We start from the raw sequence: 23,249 nt of genomic DNA, 5'->3' as shown, positions 1-23,249 counted from the left end.
GAAACCTTAAGACTGCCGCTTAGTCCAGCTCTTCGCCGTTGGAAGCAATGACCTTTTTGTACCAGTAGAAGCTGTCCTTACGGCTGCGGGCCAGAGTACCGTTGCCCATATCATCCTGATCCACATAGATGAAGCCATAGCGCTTGGACATCTGGTTGGTGGATGCAGAGATCAGGTCGATGGGTGCCCATGTGGTGTAGCCCCACATTTCAACACCCTCATCGATGGCCTTGCCCATCTCGCTGATGTGCTGGCGGAAGTACTCCACACGGTAGGGGTCATGGATGGAGCCGTCGGCCTCCACCACGTCCTTGGCGCCCATGCCGTTTTCCACCACCATCAGCGGCTTGCGGTAACGGTCATACAGCTCGATCAGGCTGTAGCGCAGGCCCTTGGGGTCGATCTGCCAGCCCCAGTCGGTGGAGGGCAGATACGGGTTCTTGACGCCCAGCACAGTATTGCCGGGGGTGCGCTCTGCGTTCGGGTCCACAGACTCGGTCATGGTCATATAGTAGCTGCAGGAAACAAAGTCCACACAGCCTGCCTTCAGGGTGGCGGCATCCTCGGGCAGCATTTCCACGTGGATGCCCTTGCGCTCGAACATCTTGAGGATCAGGCGGGGGTACTCGCCCCAGACATGCACATCGGCATAGAACAGGTTTTCCAGATTCTTTGCCTGCGTAGCCAGCTCATCGTCGGGTGCACAGGTGCGGGCGTAGGTAGTGAGCTTGGTGAGCATGCAGCCCACCTTGCTGCCGGGGATGATCTCGTGGCAGTCCTTTACCACCATAGCGCTGGCCACCAGCTGGTGATGCAGAGCCTGATAGCAGGTCTCCAGCATCTTATCCTCGGGCACACGGCTGGGGATGATGCCGGCGGTGGTGAAGGGGTGGCGGATGACGCTGTCCACCTCGTTGAAGGTGAGCCAGTACTTGACCTGATCCTTGTAGCGCTCAAAGCACACATGGCAGAACTTTGCAAAGCAATCGATGACGCGGCGGTCCACCCAGCCGTTGTACTTGGTGGCCAGTGCCAGCGGCATTTCGTAGTGGCTCAGCGTAACCAGCGGCTCAATGCCGTTCTTGTGCATCTCGGCAAAGAGGTCGCTGTAGAACTGCAGGCCCTTCTCGTTGGGCTGGGCTTCCTCGCCGGTGGGGAAGATGCGGGTCCATGCGATGGAGACGCGCAGCATGGTAAAGCCCATCTCGGCAAACAGGGCAAGATCTTCTTTATAATGATGATAGAAGTCGATGCCGCGGCGCTTGGGATAATAGGTATCATCCGGGTCGGCCATGGCGGCAGCAATGTGTGCGTCGTCCATGGCAACATGGGACTTGTAATCCTTCACGTCCGTATTGGGCTTATAGGTGGCAACGTCCGCCACGCTGGGGCCCTTGCCGTCCACATTCCATGCGCCTTCTACCTGGTTCGCAGCAACAGCGCCGCCCCAGAAAAAACCTTTGGGGAAACTCATTTTACAGCCTCCAGTTTCAGCAGTGCAGCGCCGGGCACAACCATGCCCTCGGCCACAGTCTTGATGGTGAACTCATCGGCGTTGGTCACGACGATGGGGGTAGTTACATCATAACCGTCTGCCTTGATTCCGTCAAGGTCGAATTTCATCAGCAGCTGGCCTTTCTTGACGGTCTCACCGTCCTTGACCTGCGGATCAAAGCCCTTGCCGTCGCGCTTGACGGTATCCATGCCGATGTGCATCAGCAGCTCGGCACCGGCAGCGGTCTTCATGGAAACAGCGTGCTTGGTGCCGAACACGGACTCGATCACGCCGTCTGCGGGGGCATACAGCTCGCCCTTTTCGGGCACCACAGCGATGCCGTCGCCCAGGATCTTCTGGGAGAACACTTCGTCCTTCACCTGATCCAGTGCAATGGCCTTGCCCTGCAGGGGGCTGCTGATGGTGGAATCCGCAGCAGCTGCGTCTGCAGCAGCCTCGGGAGCGGTCTCTGCGGTCTCGCCCTCAGCGGGAGTCTCATCCTTGTACAGGAAGAAGGACAGTGCGAAGGAGGCCACAATAGAGATCACCAGACCGATGGCAGCCCACAGAATGTTCTTGGAGTTGTCCGGGTCAACGAACATGGCCATGCCGGCCAGACCGGGGCCCATAGCAACGAATGCCTTGACCTTCATCAGGCCAACGAACAGACCGCCGATAAAGCTGGAGATCACAACGGACATCATGACCTTCTTGTGCTGCAGGGTGACGCCGTACAGAGCAGGCTCGGTGATGCCGAACAGGCCGGAGATGCCAGCGGAAATTGCGGTAGCGCGCAGGTTTTCATCCTTAGTCTTCAGAGCAACACCTAGGCAGGCACCGCCCTCGGAAATGTTGTGTGCCAGAGAAGCGGGCATGTACAGCATTTCAAAACCGGGGTCGGAAATAGAAGCAACTGCATAGGGGACCAGAGCCTTGTGCATGCCCATGGAGATCATGAAGGGCAGCACAGCAGCCAGCAGAGCAACGGCCAGCCAGCCCAGAGTGTTGTACAGAGCAAGGATCACAGTGGTCAGCAGGGCACCGATGTTGTAGCCCAGAGGTCCGAGGACGACCAGTGCCACAGGGAAGCCGATGCCGAAGCACAACATGGGCACAAAGAACACGCGGATGGCCTTGGGGCACCACTTGTTGGCCCACTTTTCAATGAAGGACATGAAAATGACGGTCAGGATGGCCGGGAACACCTGGCCGCCGTAAGCGATGTTCTGCAGCTTGATGCCGAGGAAGTAGGCACCGCCCTCGGTAGCCAGCAGAGCGGAAACGCTGGGGTGGATCATGGCAGCAGCCAGAGCCACAGCCACCAGCTTGTTGCAGTTGAACTTGGTTGCAGTGGTGAAGGCGACCATGACGGGCAGGTAGTACAGAGCCGCATCTGCCACGCCGACGAACACCTTATAGGCGATGTCTCCGCTGCTCATCACGCCCAGAGTGCTCAGCAGCACCATGAGGGCCTTCAGAACGCCTGCACCTGCAATGGCGGGGACCAGCGGCTGGAAGATGCCGACCATGTAGTCCAGAATAATGCCGCCGATCTCTTTTTTGCCCTTGGGAGCAGCGGGAGCCGCTGCCTGACCTGCGTTGAAGGTGCCCAGCTTGAGCAGCTCATCGTACACTTCGATGACATCGTTGCCGATGACCACCTGACACTGCGGGCCGCTGGAAATAACGCCCATGACGCCGGCAGTCTTTTTCAGGGCAGCAACATCCACCTTGGAGGTGTCTGCCAGAGTGAAGCGCAGGCGGGTGGAGCAGTGCTCGACCTGCACAACGTTCTTTTCGCCGCCAACCAGACGCAGCACGTCGGAGGCAGTCTGCTTGTAGTTTTTCATTGTGTTCTCCTTTATCTTGTGTGTGATGGCATTCCCCTGCCGTCCGGCCGAAACGAGCAAAAGAAAAAGGATCCAACAGAATGACTCCGTATACAGCTTCTCCCGGAATCATAGTATCTGGCTATAATCCACCCAAAAGAAAAGGTATTCGTCATTCCGTCAGATCCTGCCTGCATTACCAGTAACATGTCCAACTGGATATCATAGTACTAGTATATCAGCCCTGATTTGGTTTTTCAATATTACTTTTTCACAAAATAAATCTTAAAAAATTATGAACTCCGTACAATCGTCTATTTTTTCGCAGAGCTGTTTTTCTTTCTTCCTATGCCGCCGCACGCCGGTTTTAGGATGTAAAAGCCGGAACGCCTCTCTTGCGTGTGCATGGGCCGCTTGCTATAATGGTTCTATCCTATCTTTTGCCGCCTGCGCAGGCTGTACCACCGCATTTTTGTCAGGCAGCAGTCAGGATGTACCCGAAAAATCTTTGCAAAGCAGGAGGGCATGGAGAGGTACGAAAGCTCAAAATATCTCTTGACAATTCCCCATCCGGTGTGTATACTACGCATTATGAACAATGTTCACGTTGAGGTGATCGGATGAATCCAATGGCAACATCAAAAGAGAACATCCTGCAGATCAGCAGAAAACTCATCCAGCAAAACGGATGGGCCGGTATCAACATCCGTTCGGTGGCTGCTGCCTGCGGAGTCTCGGTGGGCTGCATCTACAATTACTTTGAATCCAAGACCGATCTGTTGAGTGCCACGGTGGAAAGCATCTGGAACGATATCTTCCATCATCCGGAGGATGAGGCTGTCTTTCAGGACACCCTGTCCTGCGTCCGGTGGATGTACAAGCAGCTGGAGTACGGCTGCCAGCGGTATCCGGGATTTTTCACCCATCATGCGCTGGGCTTTGTCCAGCAGGACACCGCCGATGGAAAGCAGCAGATGCAGCGGGCATGGCAGCACATTCTGGATGCCCTGTGCACGGTGCTGCGGAATGATACCAGAATCCGGGCTGACGCCTTCACAGCGGAGTTTACCGTTGAAAAATTTGCAGAGATGCTGTTCTCGCTGATGCTGTCCGCTCTGGTACGGCAGGACTTTGACCCATCTACCGTGCTGGAGATCGTACGGCGGGCTGTCTACTGAAAAATGTCCCACAGATTTGTGGGAATTTTTTAAGTCTAAAATGAACAGTGTTCAACTTGATTGGTGCCGCAGGATGAAAGTATCCTGTTCCCATATACTATATCATATTTTCTCCAATCCAATCTAAAAAGGAGCAAACCCTATGCGTGCAATCATTGAAACCGTTTTCGACATCTTCTATCTGGTCACCGTGCTCACGGTGGGCATCCGTATGATCCGCAGCAGCAAGAGCGGCTCGCAGTTCAAGCTGTTCGGCCTTATGGCTATGGTGCTGGGTGCAGGCGATTCCTTCCACCTTGTCCCCCGTGCACTGGCACTGTGCACCACCGGTCTGGAAAACTACGCAGTTCCTCTGGGTCTGGGCAAGTGGATCACTTCCATCACCATGACCGTCTTTTACGTGCTGCTGTATTATGTCTGGCGCAAGCGCTACCATGTGGAGGGCCGGAAGGGTCTGACCATTGCCGTGTATGTCCTGTCCGCTGCGCGTGTGCTGCTGTGCATGATGCCTCAGAACCAGTGGCTCACCAACAAGACTCCCCTCGCCTGGGGCATCCTGCGGAACATCCCCTTTGCACTGCTTGGCCTGCTGGTCATCGTGCTGTTCTACCACAGTGCAAAGGAGCACAGCGACCGGGCTTTCCGCTGGATGTGGCTCACCATCGTGCTGAGCTTCGGCTTCTATATCCCCGTCGTGCTGTGGGCTGAAGTGAACCCGCTGATCGGTATGCTGATGATCCCCAAGACCTGCGCTTATGTGTGGACCGTCCTGATCGGCTACAACGCCATGAAGGCCGAGGGCGGTGCAGAGAACTAAGCCTGCGGTGCTGTCATCCTTCGACCGGACAGACATATGAGCAGTCGTGTAGTATTTGCTATGCGGCTGCTTTTTGTTTTAGAAAGCTGTGTGCGAATAACAAAAGGAGCTTGATCTTCAATGCGGGGAATATGCATTCCAGACGCAGACTTGCACTGGAAGTCGGACGAAAAGTATGCTATACTCAAAAAAATGCATATTTTGATCAAAGATAAGTAACCCGTCTATTACCTCACTTCTCCCGCAGCTTTTGTACTTTGACAGTATCTGTGTAACAGATGATATTTCCAATGATATTTCGGAGAGCTACCTGACGGAGAAAACGGGAAACAAGGAAATGATCTTGGCAGTTGCAACCTACCCCGAAACGCAGATGACCGAGGCTGAAGTGTATGAATTTGCCAAACAGGAAAATTACAAAACAGTAGAAAAAATCTCAGAAAAAGGTCTGGCAGTTATTTACCTGCTCCAAAAAGACGAATGAATGGAAAAGGAGAAAACGGGCGATATGTTAATCAGTCTGATCGTACCCTGTTATAATGAAGAAGAGGCCATGCCCCTTTTTTATCAGGAAGCGTGCCGCGTGGCAAAGAATATGAAAAAATCTCATAATGCAGACTTTGAGATCATCTTTGTGGATGATGGTTCAAAGGACGGTACTCTGCATACAGCGCGGAAACTGCACCGGCAGGATGATCGGGTACGATACATTTCCTTCAGCCGCAATTTTGGCAAGGAAGCCGGCATCTATGCAGGTCTGCAGGCAGCGAAAGGCGACTATGTGGCAACGCTGGATGCCGACCTGCAGGACCCACCGTCACTTCTGCCGGACATGCTGGACACGCTGCTGACCGGCGAATATGACTGTGCAGCTACCCGCCGCACGACCCGGGAGGGCGAACCACCGATACGCAGCTGGTTTGCTCATAAATTTTATCAAATCATCAACAAAATGTCGGATACTGAAATTGTAGATGGTGCCCGGGATTTTCGATTGATGAGCCGAAAAATGGTGGATGCCGTGCTGAGCATGAGTGAGTATAACCGCTTCAGCAAAGGCATTTTCAGCTGGGTAGGATTCCGCACAAAATGGTTCGATTATAAAAATGTGGAACGTGTGGCAGGCCAGACAAAATGGAATTTCTGGAGCCTGTTCAAATATTCCATCGAAGGCATCGTGGGTTTTTCTACCGCGCCACTGGTCATGGCGGCAGGCCTTGGTGTACTTTTCTGCGTTCTGGCATTCATCGGCATCATCTTCGTGATAGTGCGTGCACTGATTTTCGGCGACCCTACTTCCGGCTGGCCCAGTATGGTATGCATCATTCTGCTGTGCAGCGGTGTGCAGCTGCTGTGTACGGGTATCGTGGGTGAATATCTGGCCAAGGCCTATCTGGAAGTGAAGCACCGCCCCATTTACATCACTGCGGAGACAGAAGCAGACGGGAGGTAAGCTTTGGGATCAACTGCCGGCCCTAATCACAGCATTGATTCAGCTTATTCCCCCCTTTCGGTCAAAATACACACATTTCCGTGCATCAGCAGCAAATGTTTGTTAAACTATTATCTATCTTGCGACCTTGCAATGTGCACGGTTTTTGTTTATAATAGTATCGTAACGGGGCATGGCCCCCGAATGCGAGCGAAACTCTAGTTCAGACATTAAAACTTGAGAGGAGTTTATTACCATGGGTTTAGGTAAGAAGACGATCGACGATCAGAACTACTGCGGCAAGAAGGTGCTTGTCCGCTGCGATTTCAACGTCCCGATGAAGGACGGTGTCATCACCAACGAGAACCGCATCAACGCAGCTCTGCCCACCATCCAGAAGCTGGTCAATGATGGCGCAAAGGTCATCCTGTGCAGCCATCTGGGCAAGCCCAAGAACGGCCCCGAGGCCAAGTTCAGCCTGGCACCCGTTGCTGTGGCTCTGAGCGCAAAGCTGGGCAAGACCGTTGTGTTTGCAGATGACGACAATGTTGTCGGCGAGAACGCAAAGGCTGCTGTTGCTGCCATGAACAACGGCGACGTCGTTCTGCTGCAGAACACCCGTTTCCGCAAGGAAGAGACCAAGAACATGCCCGAGTTCAGCGAAGAGCTGGCTTCTCTGGCTGATGCATATGTTGACGATGCATTCGGCAGCTGCCACCGTGCACACTGCTCCACCGCAGGCGTCACCGACTTCATCAAGGATACCGCTGTTGGTTACCTGATGGAGAAGGAGATCAAGTATCTGGGCAACGCTGTGAACGATCCCGTTCGTCCCTTCACCGCTATTCTGGGCGGCGCAAAGGTCGCAGACAAGCTGAATGTTATCTCCAACCTGCTGGAGAAGGTCGATACCCTGATCATCGGCGGCGGCATGGCCTACACCTTCGTCAAGGCTCAGGGCTACGAGGTCGGCAAGAGCCTGTGCGACGATTCCAAGCTGGATTACTGCAAGGAAATGATGGCCAAGGCTCAGGAGAAGGGCGTGAAGCTGCTGCTGCCCGTTGATGCTGTCTGCATCAAGGACTTCCCCGATCCCATCGACGCTCCGGTTGAGACCACCGTTGTTCCTGTCACCGCGATCCCGGCTGACATGGAAGGCTGCGACATCGGCCCCGAGAGCATGAAGCTGTTTGCCGATGCTGTCAAGGCATCCAAGACCGTTGTGTGGAACGGCCCCATGGGCGTGTTCGAGAACCCCACTCTGGCAGCTGGCACTCTGGCAGTTGCTAAGGCTATGGCTGAGAGCGACGCTACCACCGTGATCGGCGGCGGCGACAGCGCAGCAGCTGTACAGCAGATGGGTCTGGGCGACAAGATGACCCACATCTCCACCGGCGGCGGCGCTTCTCTGGAGTATCTGGAGGGCAAGGAGCTGCCCGGCATCGCTGTCATTCAGAACGCATAATTTTTCCGGCATCGTAAATGGGTGCGGCGGCTTCAGCGCCGCCGCACCTTTTTGTTTGTGCACAGACTGCACATATAGAAGGTAAATAAAGGAGATAGAGTATCATGGATAAGGCAAAGCGCAAGGCTATCATTGCAGGCAACTGGAAGATGAACAAGACCGCCTCTGAGGCTGCTGTTCTGGTGGATGAGCTGGTCCCCGCTGTTCAGGACGCAGGCTGCGAGGTGGTCATCTGCACCCCGTATACGGACCTGGTCACCGCTGTGGAGAAGACCAAGGGCACCAACATCCATGTGGGTGCTGAGAATGTTCACTTCGAGAAGTCCGGCGCTTTCACCGGCGAGATCAGCGCTGACATGCTGGTGGATCTGGGCGTGGAGTACGTCATCGTGGGCCACTCTGAGCGCCGCCAGTACTTTGCAGAGACCGACCAGACCGTGAACAAGCGCGCTCTGGCTGCTCTGAACGCCGGCCTGAAGGTCATCATCTGCGTGGGCGAGAGCCTGCAGCAGCGTGAGGAGGGCGTCACCGAGGAGCTGGTCCGGATGCAGACCAAGATCGCTCTGCGCGACGTGACCGCTGAGCAGATGGCAAATGTCGTTATCGCCTACGAGCCCATCTGGGCCATCGGCACCGGCAAGACCGCTACCGCCGATCAGGCTGAGGAAGTCTGCGGCCAGATCCGCAAGGTCATCGGTGAGGTGTACGGCGAGGCAGTTGCCGAGGCTACTACTGTCCAGTACGGCGGCAGCATGAACGCCAAGAACTGCGAGGAACTGCTGAGCAAAAAGGATGTGGACGGCGGCCTGATCGGCGGCGCATCCCTGAAGGCTCCCGACTTTGCAGTGATCGTCAACGCAGCCACCAAGGGCTGATAAAACCGCAAAATAAGCCTTTTCCACTGCGGAAAGGCGGCACGAAGTGCCGGATGAGGGGTAGCTGCGGAGAATGCGCTCTATCGGGCACATTGCAGGCGCTGCCCCTTGTTTTTATTGAAAATAGTGTTCTCAAATCAAAGGAGATTCATTTTTATGGCAAAGAAACCTGTTCTTCTGTGCATCATGGATGGCTTCGGCTGGGTGCCGGAGGAGACCTTCGGCAACGCCGTGGTCGCCGCCAAGAAGCCCCATCTCGATGCTCTGATGGCAAAATATCCCATGACCACCATCAACGCTTCCGGTATGGCCGTCGGCCTGCCCGATGGCCAGATGGGCAACTCCGAAGTTGGCCATACCAACATGGGCGCAGGCCGCATCGTGTATCAGCAGCTCACCCTCATTACCAAGTCCATCAAGGACGGCGAGATGCTCCAGAACCCGGTTCTGGTCAAGAACATGAAGGCTGCCATCGATGCCGGCAAGGCCATCCATCTGATGGGTCTGGTGGGCACCGGCGGTGTGCACAGCCACGCAGACCACTGGTTCGGCGTGCTGGAAATGGCAAAGCATCTGGGTGCAAAGGACGTTTACCTGCACTGCATCACCGATGGCCGTGATACCGACCCGCACTCCGGCAAGGGCTTCCTGGCCGACCTGCAGGCCAAGCTGGACGAGCTGGGCATCGGCAAGATCGCCAGCGTCTCCGGCCGCTACTACGCCATGGACCGCGATAACAACTGGGATCGTGAAGAGAAGGCATATGCTGCCTTTGTCTACGGCGAGGGCAATCATGCCGCCAACGCTGCCGAGGCCATCGAGGCTTCCTATGCAGCTGACAAGACCGATGAGTTCGTTCTGCCCTGCGTCACCTGTGAGGGCGGCCGCGTGCAGGACGGCGACACCGTGATCTTCATGAACTTCCGCCCCGACCGTGCCCGCCAGATGACCCGTATCTTCTGCGACGACGCTTTCACCGGCTTTGAGCGCCGCGGTGGCCGCAAGCAGGTGAACTATGTCTGCATGGCCGAGTACGACGCCACCATGCCCAACTGCGAGGTGGCCTATCCCCCTGTGGAGTTGAAGAATGTTCTGGGCCAGTACCTGTCCGAGAACGGCAAGACCCAGCTGCGCATTGCCGAGACCGAGAAGTACGCCCATGTCACCTTCTTCTTCAACGGCGGCGTCGAGGCTCCCTACGAGGGTGAGGACCGCTGCGTGATCCCCAGCCCGAAGGTAGCAACCTATGACCTGAAGCCCGAGATGAGCGCCCCCGAGGTTGCTGCCGAGTGCGTCAAGCGCATCGAGAGCGGCAAGTACGATGTGGTCATCCTGAACTTTGCAAACTGCGATATGGTAGGCCACACCGGCGTATTCGATGCTGCGGTCAAGGCCGTTGAGGCTGTGGATACCGCTGTGGATCAGGTGGTGTCCGCTGTGCTGAAGGCCGGCGGCTGCGCCTTCATCACCGCCGACCATGGCAACGCCGAGAAGATGATGAACCCGGACGGCACCCCCTTCACCGCACACACCACCAACGTGGTGCCCTTTGTGGCTGTTGGCTGCGGCGATGTGAAGCTGCGTGAGGGCGGCTGCCTTGCCGACATCGCACCCACCATGCTGCCCTATATCGGCCTGCCCGTCCCGGCTGAAATGACTGGCAAGAGCATCATTGTGGAGTAATTGACCGTTAAAATGGCCGACGCGTTCGCTTTGGAACGAGTTGTGGCTCCCAGCATCCATTTCGCGCCTTAAACGGCGCTCATGTCTTGCTGGCCACTGCCCCAACAACTCTTCCCTGTTCCCGCCACTGGCGGCGGTCATCGTTGTTGCATCAATAGCGGAATTATAACTCTTATATTTACAGCTCTGGAAAATCCGCGGATTTTCCAGAGCTGTTTTTTCATGAAAAAAGTCGATGATAGAAACTGAATCTTCCGGTTTTAGCCCCATTCGTGAAAAGACGTTTGGAGCGGCCCGCAGGCCGCAACAAACTCAAAATGAAAATAAACTTTCCGCTGAATATAGCCAGAGCGCAGCGGAGGCCATTTTCAATCAAAACTTTTCTTTTTCCCCCATCCGTGCTACAATAAACATGAATTTTGAATTGTAGGAGAAGCGGATGGAAACTATTCACAAGCATATCGTTCTGGGCATTCTGGCCCATGTGGACTCTGGCAAGACCACCCTTTCGGAAGCCATGCTCTACCGTTCCGGCGCGATCCGCAAGCTGGGGCGCGTGGATCACAAGGACGCCTTTCTGGACACAGACGCGCTGGAAAAAGCCCGTGGGATCACTATTTTTTCCAAGCAGGCACTGCTGACGGCAGGCAGCACGGATATCACCCTGCTGGACACTCCCGGCCATGTGGATTTTTCCACCGAGACCGAGCGCACTCTGCAGGTTTTGGATTATGCCGTGCTGGTGGTCAGCGGTACCGATGGCGTGCAGAGCCACACCGAAACGCTCTGGCGGCTGCTGCGGCGCTACCACGTGCCCACCTTTGTGTTTGTAAACAAGACCGACCTGCCCGGCAAGAGCAAGGAAGAGCTGCTGGCCCAGCTGAATCATCGCCTCGGCGAAGGGTTTGTGGATTTTGGCATGCCGCAGGCAGACCGGGATGATGCGTTGGCTCTTTGCGATGAGAACCTGATGAATCGGATGCTGGAGGCCGGACAGCTGACAGATGCCGAGATCATCCCGGCCATTGCCCGGCGGCATGTTTTCCCGTGCTGGTTCGGCTCGGCGCTCAAGCTGGATGGTGTGGAGGAACTTCTCACCGGACTGGACCGCTTTACCCGCCCGGCTCCTGCACTGGACGTCTTTGGAGCCAAGGTGTTCAAGGTCTCGCAGGATGAGCAGGGTGCCCGCCTGACCTGGCTGCGCGTTACCGGCGGGGAGCTGAAGGTGAAAGCACAGCTCTCGGGCGAAGCGGACGGCGAGCCTTGGGCTGAAAAGGCCAACCAGCTGCGGCTGTACTCCGGTACAAAGTATACACTGGCAGAGACCATCCACCCCGGGCAGGTGTGTGCTGTCACCGGCCTGACCAAAGCCCGTCAGGGCGAAGGCCTTGGCGCAGAGCGCGACAGCGACCTGCCGGTGCTGGAACCGGTGCTCAGCTATCAGGTGATGCTACCGGAGGGTGCAGATGTGCACGCGGCGCTGGGCAAGCTGCATCGGCTGGAGGAAGAGGAACCTCAGCTCCATGTGGTATGGAACGAAACGCTGGGCGAGATCCATGTCCAGCTCATGGGCGAGATCCAGCTGGAAGTGCTGCGCAGCCTGCTGGCAGAGCGGTTTGGCCTGAACGTGGAGTTCGGCCCCGGCGGCATCCTTTATAAAGAGACCATCACGGAGCCCATGGAGGGTGTAGGCCATTACGAGCCGCTGCGCCACTACGCAGAAGTGCATGTCAAGCTGGAACCGCTGCCGCGCGGCAGCGGAATGCAGTTTGCCGCCGACTGCCGGGAAGAAGTTCTGGACAAAAACTGGCAGCGCCTTGTGCTGACCCATCTGGAAGAAAAACAGCACCTTGGCGTGCTGATCGGAGCGCCGTTGACGGACGTGAAGATCACCCTCATTGCAGGCCGTGCCCACCTGAAGCACACAGAGGGCGGAGATTTCCGGCAGGCGACCTATCGCGCTGTGCGGCAGGGCCTGATGATGGCCAAAAGCCAGCTGCTGGAGCCGTGGTACGCCTTCCGGCTGGAAGTGCCGGTGGAAAGCCTTGGCCGTGCCATGACCGATATCCAGCGCATGGAAGGCAGCTTTGACCCGCCGGAAAGCGGAGAAGAAACTGCTGTGCTCACCGGTTTTGCGCCGGTAGCTACCATGCGCAGCTACCCCATGGAAGTGGTCAGCTATACCCGCGGTCGTGGACGGCTGACCCTGACGCCGGATGGCTGCCGGCCCTGCCACAACGCGGCGCAGGTCATCGAAGCCGCAGGCTATAAGCCGGAACATGACCTTGAAAATCCCGCAGATTCGGTGTTCTGCGCCCATGGAGCAGGCTTTGTGGTACCATGGGATCAGGTGCGCAGTCACATGCATGTGGACAGCGGCTGGGGAAAAGCCGCGCGCCCGGAACCGGAGGTGCAGACTGTGCCGCAGCGCCGGGCCATGGCCTACCGCGCCACTCTGGAAGAGGATGCCGAACTGCTCAAAATTTTTGAGCGCACTTATGGGCCCATCAAGCGGGACCCGCTGGCCGCATTCCACCCAACGCAAAAGCGGGAACGTCCGGATTTTGACGCTCAGCAGTGGGAGATCCTGCCGGAATATCTGCTGGTGGACGGCTATAACATCATCTTCGCATGGGACGAGCTGAACGCCCTTGCAAAGGACAGTCTGGAAGCCGCCCGGCATAAGCTGATGGACATTCTGTGCAACTATCAGGGCTACCAGAAATGCAACCTCATCCTTGTGTTCGACGCCTACCGGGTGCCGGGCAGTCCGGGCTCCATCGAGCAGTACCACAACATCCATGTGGTCTACACGAAGGAAGCAGAAACGGCGGACATGTTCATTGAACATGTCACCCACGAGATCGGCAAAGGACGCCGCGTGCGCGTGGCCACTTCCGACGGTATGGAACAGATCATCATTCTGGGGCACGGTGCGCTGCGCGTCTCGGCCCGCATGTTCCACGAGGAAGTGCAGAACGTGGAAAAGCAGATTCGCGCCCTTGTGCAGGGGCAGGCGTGAGCTTTGAGAAGCAACAGATTTTAAATCGTTTTCTGGAGGTGCCTTTATGGCTGTGGAAATAACCGAAGATTTTGTCTGGCAGGTCATCCCGCCGCGCCCGCGTGAAAGCCACAAGGGCACCTTTGGCACTGTTCTGGCCGTTGCGGGCAGTGCGTCTTACCGTGGTGCGGCCCTGCTTGCCGCCGAGGGAGCTCTGCGCACCGGTGCGGGCATCGTGACCCTTGCCAGTGTGGAGCCGGTGCTCGCTGCTGCCGCAGCCCGCCTGCCGGAGTGCTGTCTGTGCCCGTGCGCCGCAGGGGCCGACGGCGGCATCTCACCGGAAAGTATCCCGTTTATTCAGCGACAGAAGGCCACAGTGCTGCTGCTGGGCCCGGGCCTTGGCGGTACGGCCCAGAGTGCAGCCCGCGCAGCGGAGACACGCGTACTGGTACAAAGGCTTCTGCCGGGCTTTGCGGGCAGTGCAGTGCTGGACGCTGACGGCCTGAATGCCGCCGCGCAGCTTTTGGCTGAGGGGAAGGCGCTGCCCCATCTGACAGGCGAGTTGATCCTTACGCCGCATCCCGGTGAAATGGCCCGGCTCACCGGCCTTTCCGTGGCAGAAATCAGCGCCGACCGTGAGAAAATTGCCCGGCAGTATGCGAAAAAATGGAACGTCGTGGTGGTGCTCAAGGGTTCCCGCACCGTTGTGGCTGCGCCGGATGGCCGTGCATGCGTGAATCCCACCGGCAACCCGGGCCTTGCCCGGGGCGGCAGCGGGGATGTACTGGCCGGTATGACGGCGGCCCTGCTGGCCTGCCGTCTGCCTGCGTTTGAAGCTGCTTCCTGTGCGGTGTATCTGCATGGTGCCGCAGCTGACCGTGCTGCTGCGCTTTGCGGGGAGTACGGGATGCTGCCGCATGATATCCTGCCGCAGCTTGGCCGGATGTTTGCGGAAAATCAGAGATAAAGGGCTTATGAAACACCCTCATAGCCGAGAAGATCCCGCCTTCACGAGAAAGACGTTTCTGTCCGAAAACCGCAAGTCTGATTTTTTCTTCCATATTGCTACGGTATCGCTCTAAACAAACAGATATTATATTGTAGACCCAAAAGAACGTCTGATGGAGCTGGTCGGCTAACCAGGTGCCGCCTAAGATTCCGCCTCTGCGCTTTCAGTGTCCGATGAAGGATTCTGCTTCAGGCGTCTTTTCGCTGATCCTCCTCTGTGATAAACTCGATACTCTTCACGGGCAGGCCATGAATGCGCTCCACCAGAGATTCAGCAGAAATATAATCTTCATAGCCACCACGCTTGATCTGAAGCATTTTTTCCCATCACTTTGCCAATGACAAACCAATTTTTCTCCGCACTTTTTGCAAAAGATTCTGCCTTTGAAGATGTTCGGATTGTTCTCTCTGCGCTGTCTGCACCACTTTTTTCGTTCTTCCTTGACTGCTTGCTCAGCTTCCCGTAATGCGGAAACTTCATCAAACAGTTCCCAGCTGATAATCGCCGGATGGCTATCCGGCACCATCCGCCAGCTTTCCCGTGGATTCTGCCCAATTTTCCGATTCGCTTCATCGTAGGCGATGCGGTTATAGACCATTGTTCCTGTGTAGATTGGATTTTCCAGCACCTTTGTCACGAAAACGGTCTGCCATGCTGGGTCCTTTACCCGCAAGGTGTTTTTCAGGTATCCCAGCTGACAGCGGCGTGTAAAAGGTGTCTGGATTCCCTGCGCAGACAGCTTCTTTGCAATCTCGCGCTCTTTCATGCCGGATTTCTTCCAGAGAAAAATCCGAACTACCACATCGCTGACTTCCTTGTCCAGAATCAAATGATTCTGCTGATTTCTCTTGTAACCGAACGGAACAGGCGTATAGATTTCTCCCCGTGCTTCCTTGGAACGAAAGCACGACTGAATCTTCTTGGACAGGTCTTTCGAGTACATTTCATTGATCATGCTCTTGATCGGCACCAGCATCCCGTCCCGGCTCTGTCTGTTCAGGCTGTCATAATTATCATTGATGGCTATAAATCTTACGCCAAACAGTGGAAACACTTGCTCCAGATACTGACCTGTTTCCACGAAATTACGACCCAGTCGGGAAAAGTCCTTTACCACAATGCAGTTGACTTTCCGCTCCTGCAGTGCTTTCAACAGCCGTTCAAATTCCGGGCGGTCAAAGTTCATCCCTGTGCACCGCTTGTCCGCAAACATATCCAGCAGCATCAGATCATCCCGGTGGTTGACATACTCTTTGATGTAAGAAATCTGCACTTCCAGCGATTCCGTATCCCGAAGTACATCATCAAAATCGGACAGTCGTGCGTAAATTGCGGTTTTCCAGATACGGTGCGGTGCGTTCTCCGCTTCCCGCTGCGCCGCACTTACCTTCTTGCTTACTCTTGCCATAAGTCACAGCCTCCTTTTAAGCAGACACTTCACGCTGCCCCATCTGCTTTTGATTCCTTCCAGATCAGACGGCAGCGTGTAAATGTAAGCATTGCTGTACAGTTCATCCAGCATTGCTCCCTGCACAAACCCAGTAAAGAGAATCCGATCGTCACCCTTCGCCAGTTCTTTCAATTCCTCCATAAAGGAATACAAGTAAGTATAAAAAGACTCATAGCAGTCGAGGATAAAACAAAAAAAACCGCCTTGTCTTTCGCAAGAAAGACTAGGGCTGACCCTGTTCTACCATATCACTGTTAGAACAGGATTTGAACTGTCGCATCCCGAATCAAATCAATAAACTGATCTTTCGTTATAACTTCTTTACGGCAGATAATCGACTTATCCGCTTGCTGCCGTGTATAAGTCAATTTTCTATCATTGCGGCGAAGTTGCCGCACCGCATCCAAAGTCAAGACTCCCTCACGATACATCTGGCACAAAACAAAGCCATTTAACTTAACGCCCACCGAAATCGGAGAATCCAGCGCAGGAGTAAATTCAGAATTTCCTATTAAGATGCGCTCTGCATTCGTTTGGAACTCATGCGTATTGCCTATCTTGAAAACGGAGTCAAGACTCCCAGTTTGCCAATCTTGGTTGATCTCGCCAATGCTCTACATATTTCTGTCGATGCGCTACTGGTTGACAGCCTCGATTATTCTCTTTCTTCCTCTGATTCCAATTTACATCGTCTCTTATTAGACTGCGATGAAACTGAACAGACTGTCATTATTCGCATGGCAAAAGAGTTAAAGGCCGCTCTTGTCAGCCTTGGAATTTAGCACCTATCCGTATTAAAATCGCAAAATAAAAAAGCCCGCATAAGCTGCAGACGGCACCCTCGAATCCTCCTGGGTGCCGTCTGTGGCTTATGCGGGCTTCGCTTTATAACTCTTTTTCTGCGTTTTAACTTATTTTAAGTTATAATACAAAATTCAAGTTAAGCTTTGCTGTGAATCACTTTTTCTTTACCATGCAGCGTTTTTTAAAGAACGAAATGCCGTAGCAAAGGATTTGATCGTAGTCATCCTCATACTCTTTTGCATACATCCGATCATCAATTTGCTGCAACGCTGTATCGCACTCACTCTCCAGATTTTCCAAAACCTTCGTATACTTCGCCTCAAAGATTGCAACGCGGGCATTGATGGAATCGTAGACGACCACATCGCTTCGTCCTTCGCCATGTTCCTTATTGGAATCCACCATGTATCCTGCACCTGTGAAGATGCCCGCAAGGAATGCGTGGTAGAAGTCCTCCCGATAGTCATGGTAGCTAATGGTTCGCCGGAGCAGAGCATTCATTTCCTTGGTAATGCCTTCGCTGTCACCGTTCCAGACTGCATCAAACAAAGCATTTCGATTCCACTTCTTCGTACTGTCATCGAACCATTTGATGACTGTTGTTTCAAAAATCTCTTTGATTTCTGCATTAGGAATCATAAGGGCAACCATGCCATCCGACAATTCGCCTTTATAATCGCCTTCACGAGCTTTGGTCAAGTACCCTGTCAGATACAGCGTACTCCAGAGATTATCTTCTGAGGAATGCAGGTAGTCATAGGTCAGGTTTTCATCCACACGCTGAACAATGTAGCCGCCAGCCATCAGGGTTTCAAGTTTATTTGTGATTGTACTCCCCGCATAGTTAATAAAGGAACGGATGATTGCATTGTCGCTGGTGTTCTTCCAGTAGCTGATAGGCTTAGCCTTCGGGTTGCGCTGTAATTCCAGCATATAGTTCATTACATCCCACGGGCAGTAAACATCAAAGGCTCCGAAATGGTATCCATCATACCATTTTTTGATATTCTCAGCCTGCTCTGTCAGGTCGGCATCCTTTAGCAGCTGGTCAACCTCGCTCTGTACAAATCCGAAATACTCGTTCAGACGAGAATTTGTAATAGTATCCGATACAAAATTGTTGGTTCCTGTAAAGATGCTCTCTTTCGCAATCTTTAAGCAACCCGTAACAACTGCGAATTGAAGTGCTTGATTGTCTTTTAGGGCCTGCATTAAGCCTTTCATAACATCGAGCATTTCAGTATAGTAACCGTTATTGTTTGCTTTCGCTACAGGAACATCATACTCATCTATAAGAAGAATTACTTTTTTGTTGTAATGCTTATTTAGCAGCAATGTTAAAAATTGAATCGAGCGCAGCACATCCGTCTTTTCCGCTTTTCGATCACTTATCTGCTGAAAAAGAAATTTTTCTTGTTTGCTTATCACCTGACTATCCAACAAATACGTGTGATTCTGATACAGAAGAGCAATTTCATAGACAAGCTGCTGATATGCATCCATAAAATTCAGACCATCTATCTGCCGGAATGAAATAGAGATTGTCGGATACTGGTTCATCCACGCATCACATAATGCCTGATGCTCTGCAATTTCTAGCCCTTCAAACAGTTTTCGGCTGTTCTTTCGGATGTCGAAGAAGTTTTCCAGCATACTCATGCCCAATGTCTTACCGAATCGTCTGGGGCGAGTAATAAGCGTCACTTTCGTTCCGGTTCTACTGAGCAGTTCGCCAATCAGCCCCGATTTATCAATATAGTAATACCCATTTTTACGAATTTCTTCAAAATCCGAAACTCCAACGGGAATATTCATTTCTTTCATCTCTGCTGCTCCTTTCGCGTAGCCATGCACAGACTTTTCCTTACTCTTATGATACCATGAATCTCGTGTTCTTACAAGAAAAACTCTGCTTACAGCAGTGATTTCGACTACAACTCATTCTGCATAGCCTGCCAGCACATCTTCAAATGTAAAACGAATTTTCACGCGCTTATCGTTGAAAACCTCAATGCACTGAAAATTTTTGTAGATTACAGCAGTGCAGTTTCTATCAAGCCATTGCTTTTCTCTTTTTCCAGATATATAATTCAGACAAGCCAATTCGATTTATAGATTTTGTTGGGAGGTTTTCTCATGGCAAAAGATCGTATTGAAAGCAAGTATGTCACTGTGGCCCCTGGTGTGGAGTTACATATCTTGGAAAAAGGCGAAGGTAAGCCGTTGGTCTTCATTCCCGGCCTGACCTTCTCTGGTGAGATTTTCAAGAACCAACTGGAGTATTTCTCCTCTGAATATCGTGTCATTGCTATCGATCCTCGCGGCCAAGGCTATTCTGCCAAAACCGTGGATGGCAACGACTACCTGACCCACGGTCGCGATGTAGCTGGTCTGATTGATGCATTGGGTCTCAAAGATATTATCCTGATTGGCTGGAGCACGGGCAACCTTGACACATGGAGCTACGTGCAGCAGTTCGGCAAAGACAAGCTGCGCGGCGTTGTGACTATCGATATGTCTCCTCTCCCGCTCTCCCCTGATCCGAAGTGGTGGACTGAGGGCACGATTGAAGAGCTGTCTCAGGTTGCCACACAGGTGTTGACTTCTTCTGAGGGATGCCGTGAGTTCTTTAGCGAGTACGCGACTGGCGTCATGATTCAGCATAAGATGGAGCCTGATGAGCTGGAGTATCTGCTGGATATTTCCGGCCGCACACCATACTGGATCTGCCGTCAGTTGTTCTGCGACGCTGTGTTCTCCAACTATCTTGAAATCGCAAAAGATGTCGGTGCAACGATGCCCAGCCTGATGTTCATTGCAGAACACTGGCAGGACATTGCAAAGCCCTTTGTCGAAACACAGCTTCCCGGTTACGACACCTACGTCATGGGCGGTCACCTGATGTTCTATGAGTACCCCGAAAAGTGGAACCATGTTCTGGAAGACTTTTTGAATAAGCTATAATGTGATTTCAGCCGCCTGTGGTTCATTCCGCAGGCGGATTTTTTTGTGATTTCCGGGTCACGCAATGACCTCAAACATTGGGTGATGCTTTTCCCCCCTCTGCGGCATCCGTGTCAGGACGATTTGCTGAATGCTTTCTTCATCTTTTCTTTTGCTTCATCCGGCACGTCGATCAGTCCGAACCGATAGAACATTCCGTATATATAGGTCACACCCCGGATATCGCCCAGTGCTTTCGGTCGTTCAACTACTTCTCCTACCTTTTTAATATTGCCCAGAGCCAGTAGCACAGAACTCCACGCCAGGCTTTTACTATTCTCCCGGCGGTCAATCCACAGCTCTTTCGTGTACTCGCCGTTCCTGCCTTTTTTTATTTCGTAAGAGAATGGCAACCCGGAGTAGGTTTTAAATTTCACCCCGGCATAGGCCAGAACCACATCCCAAAAGTTTTCTTCTGTTGGATTGGCCCTCCACCGCTTCATTTCTCTGTATCTCCGCTGCCGCTCTGCCCCAACACTGACCTTCTCTTTTTCTGCTGTACTTGGGAAGTACACGCCTTTTTTATAAGGCAGGTACGAGGTAACGGAGGCTTTGGAAAGTTGAAAAGTGTTTGCGGTTGAGAGGATGGCGGTTTTGTAGTCCTGTGTTTCTCGATATTCTTCAAAAGTGTTTTTTACTTTTTCCGCCACTTCAGATTCATACACACCGGCTGTGATGAGCAGCTTTCTCACTTTGATTGGGTTTAGGTTTAGCACATCGGCGATGGATTGGAGGGAGCAGTCCTCCTGATAGAGCGCCACAGCCGCATCCATCTGATCTTTCAGATTCTTCCCGGCATCGTATTCCGGCTTTAACTTTTTCCGGCCGCCGCCAGGCTTTCTGGCTTTATATGCTCTTTTTTCTCCCATAATTATTCGTGCAGTTCCAGCGGCAGTCCATCCGGGTCGTGGAAGAATGTCATCTTCTTGCCGGTGTAATCATCCACACGGATTGGCTCACATTCAATCCCTATCTCCGCCAGCTCTTTCACCGTCTGCTCCACGCTCTCCACACAGAATGCAAGATGACGCAGGCCACAGGCTTCGGGACGGTTCACACGCTTCGGCGGGTTTTCCTCAGCGAAAATCTCGAGCTCTGTGTGCTTATTGACACGAAGATCTAGCTTCCAGTCCTTACGCTCTGGACGGTAGTTCTCTCTGATGACAGAGAAGCCCAGCTTGTTCACATAAAAATTCTTTGCGGCTTCGTAGTCAGATACGATAATTGCAATATGATGTATTTTAGATAAGTTCATTTTCTCACGCTCCATTTTTTTAAATTTTGTTCTTCTTTTATTTTCGTTACAAACTATACGGCGTCCTTCAAAAAATACTGTGTGAACTCCTAGAGTTCAGTTTGTCCACACGGCATTTATTTTTTTCTCGGTTTTCTTGGTTATTTCAGTTTTTCGAGGATCTCGTCCGCACTCATACCGCTTGCCAGTAACTTCTTCAGCACAGCCTCTGCTTCGGTCTTCTTCGCTTCTTCAGCGGCCTTAGCATCTGCCTTGGCCTTCTTTGCTTCCAGAGATAAAGGAATCCGTATCACTGGAGCCGCCTGCAATGACCAATTTTTTATCTGTCTTGACATTCTTGAAGGCCTCAACCAAATATCGAATGCCCTTCTCCGGCACCAGACGACCGAGGAACAATATGTATGAGTCTTTTTTCAGCCCGAACTTATCTGTAATCAGACTTGCTTCCCGAATCTGCGGCCTATTCACGCCATTAGGGATAAAGTGCGTTTCTCTTCCATAAGTTTCCTTAAAATAGTCCTGCACTCCTTTGCTCAGAACAATGACCTCGTCCGCATATTTCGCAGCATTTTTTTCGCCTTGGTGAATAAACTTAGAGCCAAGTCCTGATTGCCATTTCTCGCGTTGCCAATCAATGCCGGCCGATGTCAAGTCTTGGACAACATTTTTCACAAATAAATTTGAAAAAAAAGCAAAAAAATAAGCCCTACAAGGCTTTCAGTCGGTATCGAACCGATCTGAGCCTTGTAGGGCTTAACAGTTTAACCTATATGTTTTTTCTTAGACCGCCTGCAGAGAGGTGTTTTCCATCACTTTCTTGAATTCCTCTACTGTCATTCCAGCATCTTCCGCTGCTTCTTCAATTGTCACACGGCCTTCTTGCAGTTTTTCAACAAATAAAACTTTTAAAGAACAACTCAAGCCGTAAAAAAAGTCTTTAGTTATCGTAGTTTTTCTCAGTTGACCATATTATATCACACTCACCAATGTAATATCATGGGTAACTTCGCCTTTTTGAAATTCAATCCATGCTGTTCAGTTTATTCACGAACTGCTGCACGGCAGATACGATCTTACGAATCCTCTGCCGAGAACCCCAGCGCACCGGCGATAGGCGCACAGTACTTGAACGTCTTGCCCATCATGGAGACATTGGTGTTCGCATTGGAAGAAGCAGCGGCAGTCACCGGCAGGAACTTCTTGCCGACATTCTCCACAGAAGATCCGATGTTCTGGAGCTTTTCTCCAGCTTCATCGATCTTGGCAAGAGTCGCATTCTTGATGCCATTTGCGTAACCACCTCCTTTTGGGCATAAGAAAAGCCCTACTTTCTTTGACATAAGTAGGGCAAAATTAAACTATAAAATTCTTAACTTGAAATTTCTATGGTGATTTTGCTTGAGCAATTTCACAAAAAGTTGTTTTTCTGAAATTTCTTTCGCTTCGTATTTTCACGATAAGCTGATTTTCTGAAATTTCTATGCTAAAATAGCCTCAGAAATTTCAATTTCTGTTTTTCGGAGGAAAGGAAGCAATCATGACAAACCGAGCTGGTACACTCGTGAGTAATCTGTCAGGCGAAATGGCTTATGAATCTTTTCGACCGGCTCCGCTTCCACCAAATCCTCCTATTGAGGTGTCTGGTGAGCTTGTCACGAAACTTATGCACTCTTCTCAGGAAGCACCTGATAGGTCACGATCACATCTGCAGCATACACAGGAGTCTTATCAGAGGCTTCGCCCCAGCGGAGTGTTTTCCATCATTTTCTTAAACTGCTCCACTGTCATTTTTGCCTTTTCAGCAGCGCGCTCTATTTTTAAATCACCATCTCGGACAAGCTGCACCAACATCCGCATCTCACCAATGTTAATGCCTTCTTCTCTGCCTTCGGCCTTTACGCCCTGACTAAGGTTGCACACAACAAACACCTCTCTTTCCAGTTCTTCGTTCAT

Annotated in this window: 19 protein-coding genes and 1 pseudogene; 11 read left to right on the top strand and 9 right to left on the bottom strand. The window is 52.5% G+C overall.

The genetic code is table 11. The features are described 5' to 3' along the window. Positions 1 to 19: 19 nt before the first annotated feature. Positions 20 to 1,474, bottom strand: a complete 1,455-nt coding sequence (locus MTP37_RS05145) for a glycoside hydrolase family 1 protein (protein ID WP_249238448.1) — start codon at positions 1,472 to 1,474, stop codon at positions 20 to 22. Further along, positions 1,471 to 3,345, bottom strand: coding sequence for a beta-glucoside-specific PTS transporter subunit IIABC (locus tag MTP37_RS05140; RefSeq protein ID WP_249238447.1), 1,875 nt, complete (start codon positions 3,343 to 3,345; stop codon positions 1,471 to 1,473). The genes MTP37_RS05145 and MTP37_RS05140 overlap by 4 nt, the downstream gene beginning before the upstream one ends. A gap of 599 nt (positions 3,346 to 3,944) precedes the next feature. On the opposite strand from MTP37_RS05140, the gene MTP37_RS05135 reads away from it, so the two are divergent. The 10 genes from MTP37_RS05135 to MTP37_RS05090 all read left to right on the top strand — a co-directional run bounded on the left by MTP37_RS05135 (position 3,945) and on the right by MTP37_RS05090 (position 14,742). Further along, complete coding sequence (locus MTP37_RS05135) at positions 3,945 to 4,502, top strand: TetR/AcrR family transcriptional regulator (protein ID WP_249238446.1); 558 nt, start codon at positions 3,945 to 3,947, stop codon at positions 4,500 to 4,502. Between the two features lie 142 nt (positions 4,503 to 4,644). Beyond that, positions 4,645 to 5,319, top strand: coding sequence for a hypothetical protein (locus MTP37_RS05130; RefSeq protein ID WP_249238445.1), 675 nt, complete (start codon positions 4,645 to 4,647; stop codon positions 5,317 to 5,319). Between the two features lie 343 nt (positions 5,320 to 5,662). Beyond that, positions 5,663 to 5,803, top strand: coding sequence for a hypothetical protein (locus tag MTP37_RS05125; protein WP_249238444.1), 141 nt, complete (start codon positions 5,663 to 5,665; stop codon positions 5,801 to 5,803). A gap of 24 nt (positions 5,804 to 5,827) precedes the next feature. Next, positions 5,828 to 6,772 (top strand): glycosyltransferase family 2 protein, encoded by a 945-nt coding sequence (locus MTP37_RS05120; RefSeq protein WP_249238443.1) that lies wholly within the window; start codon positions 5,828 to 5,830, stop codon positions 6,770 to 6,772. 235 nt (positions 6,773 to 7,007) lie between these two features. Further along, positions 7,008 to 8,216, top strand: coding sequence for a phosphoglycerate kinase (locus MTP37_RS05115; protein WP_120020325.1), 1,209 nt, complete (start codon positions 7,008 to 7,010; stop codon positions 8,214 to 8,216). Between the two features lie 104 nt (positions 8,217 to 8,320). After that, positions 8,321 to 9,091: a triose-phosphate isomerase gene (gene tpiA / locus MTP37_RS05110; protein ID WP_005945612.1), complete on the top strand. Its 771-nt coding sequence runs from the start codon at positions 8,321 to 8,323 to the stop codon at positions 9,089 to 9,091. A 156-nt stretch (positions 9,092 to 9,247) separates the two neighbouring features. Next, positions 9,248 to 10,774, top strand: a complete 1,527-nt coding sequence (gpmI, locus tag MTP37_RS05105; RefSeq protein ID WP_249238442.1) for a 2,3-bisphosphoglycerate-independent phosphoglycerate mutase — start codon at positions 9,248 to 9,250, stop codon at positions 10,772 to 10,774. A 235-nt stretch (positions 10,775 to 11,009) separates the two neighbouring features. Further along, on the top strand, positions 11,010 to 11,204 hold the full coding sequence (locus tag MTP37_RS05100; RefSeq protein ID WP_249238441.1) for a hypothetical protein: 195 nt from the start codon (positions 11,010 to 11,012) through the stop codon (positions 11,202 to 11,204). Between the two features lie 9 nt (positions 11,205 to 11,213). Continuing rightward, positions 11,214 to 13,796: a translation factor GTPase family protein gene (locus tag MTP37_RS05095; protein WP_249238440.1), complete on the top strand. Its 2,583-nt coding sequence runs from the start codon at positions 11,214 to 11,216 to the stop codon at positions 13,794 to 13,796. Positions 13,797 to 13,842: 46 nt separating this feature from the next. After that, positions 13,843 to 14,742, top strand: a complete 900-nt coding sequence (locus MTP37_RS05090) for an NAD(P)H-hydrate dehydratase (RefSeq protein WP_249238439.1) — start codon at positions 13,843 to 13,845, stop codon at positions 14,740 to 14,742. 277 nt (positions 14,743 to 15,019) lie between these two features. On the opposite strand, the gene MTP37_RS05085 is transcribed toward MTP37_RS05090, so the two are convergent. Further along, positions 15,020 to 16,192: a recombinase family protein gene (locus tag MTP37_RS05085; protein ID WP_249238438.1), complete on the bottom strand. Its 1,173-nt coding sequence runs from the start codon at positions 16,190 to 16,192 to the stop codon at positions 15,020 to 15,022. A 999-nt stretch (positions 16,193 to 17,191) separates the two neighbouring features. Then, positions 17,192 to 18,862 (bottom strand): AAA family ATPase, encoded by a 1,671-nt coding sequence (locus tag MTP37_RS05075; RefSeq protein WP_249238437.1) that lies wholly within the window; start codon positions 18,860 to 18,862, stop codon positions 17,192 to 17,194. 312 nt (positions 18,863 to 19,174) lie between these two features. Here MTP37_RS05075 and MTP37_RS05070 point away from each other — a divergent pair, with 312 nt between their 5' ends. Next, positions 19,175 to 20,002, top strand: a complete 828-nt coding sequence (locus MTP37_RS05070; RefSeq protein ID WP_249238436.1) for an alpha/beta fold hydrolase — start codon at positions 19,175 to 19,177, stop codon at positions 20,000 to 20,002. Positions 20,003 to 20,115: 113 nt separating this feature from the next. Here MTP37_RS05070 and MTP37_RS05065 read toward each other — a convergent pair whose 3' ends face one another. The 5 genes and pseudogenes from MTP37_RS05065 to MTP37_RS05045 form a co-directional block, all read right to left on the bottom strand. Further along, positions 20,116 to 20,910: a hypothetical protein gene (locus MTP37_RS05065; protein ID WP_249238435.1), complete on the bottom strand. Its 795-nt coding sequence runs from the start codon at positions 20,908 to 20,910 to the stop codon at positions 20,116 to 20,118. A gap of 2 nt (positions 20,911 to 20,912) precedes the next feature. Further along, positions 20,913 to 21,296 (bottom strand): SMU1112c/YaeR family gloxylase I-like metalloprotein, encoded by a 384-nt coding sequence (gene gloA2 / locus MTP37_RS05060; protein ID WP_120080105.1) that lies wholly within the window; start codon positions 21,294 to 21,296, stop codon positions 20,913 to 20,915. Between the two features lie 240 nt (positions 21,297 to 21,536). Then, positions 21,537 to 21,968 carry a glycosyltransferase gene (locus tag MTP37_RS05055; protein ID WP_396343965.1) on the bottom strand — a complete coding sequence of 144 codons (432 nt, stop codon included), beginning with the start codon at positions 21,966 to 21,968 and terminating at the stop codon, positions 21,537 to 21,539. A gap of 404 nt (positions 21,969 to 22,372) precedes the next feature. After that, positions 22,373 to 22,483 (bottom strand): annotated as a pseudogene (locus MTP37_RS13195) (phage tail tape measure protein); the annotation flags it as partial. 541 nt (positions 22,484 to 23,024) lie between these two features. Next, entirely contained in the window at positions 23,025 to 23,249 is a 225-nt protein-coding gene (locus tag MTP37_RS05045) for a hypothetical protein (RefSeq protein WP_249238434.1), read from the bottom strand.

Source organism: Faecalibacterium sp. HTF-F (assembly GCF_023347535.1).
GTDB lineage: Bacteria > Bacillota > Clostridia > Oscillospirales > Ruminococcaceae > Faecalibacterium > Faecalibacterium wellingii.
Note: the sequence above shows the minus strand (reverse complement) of the source record. Positions and strands in the feature narration are given on the sequence as shown.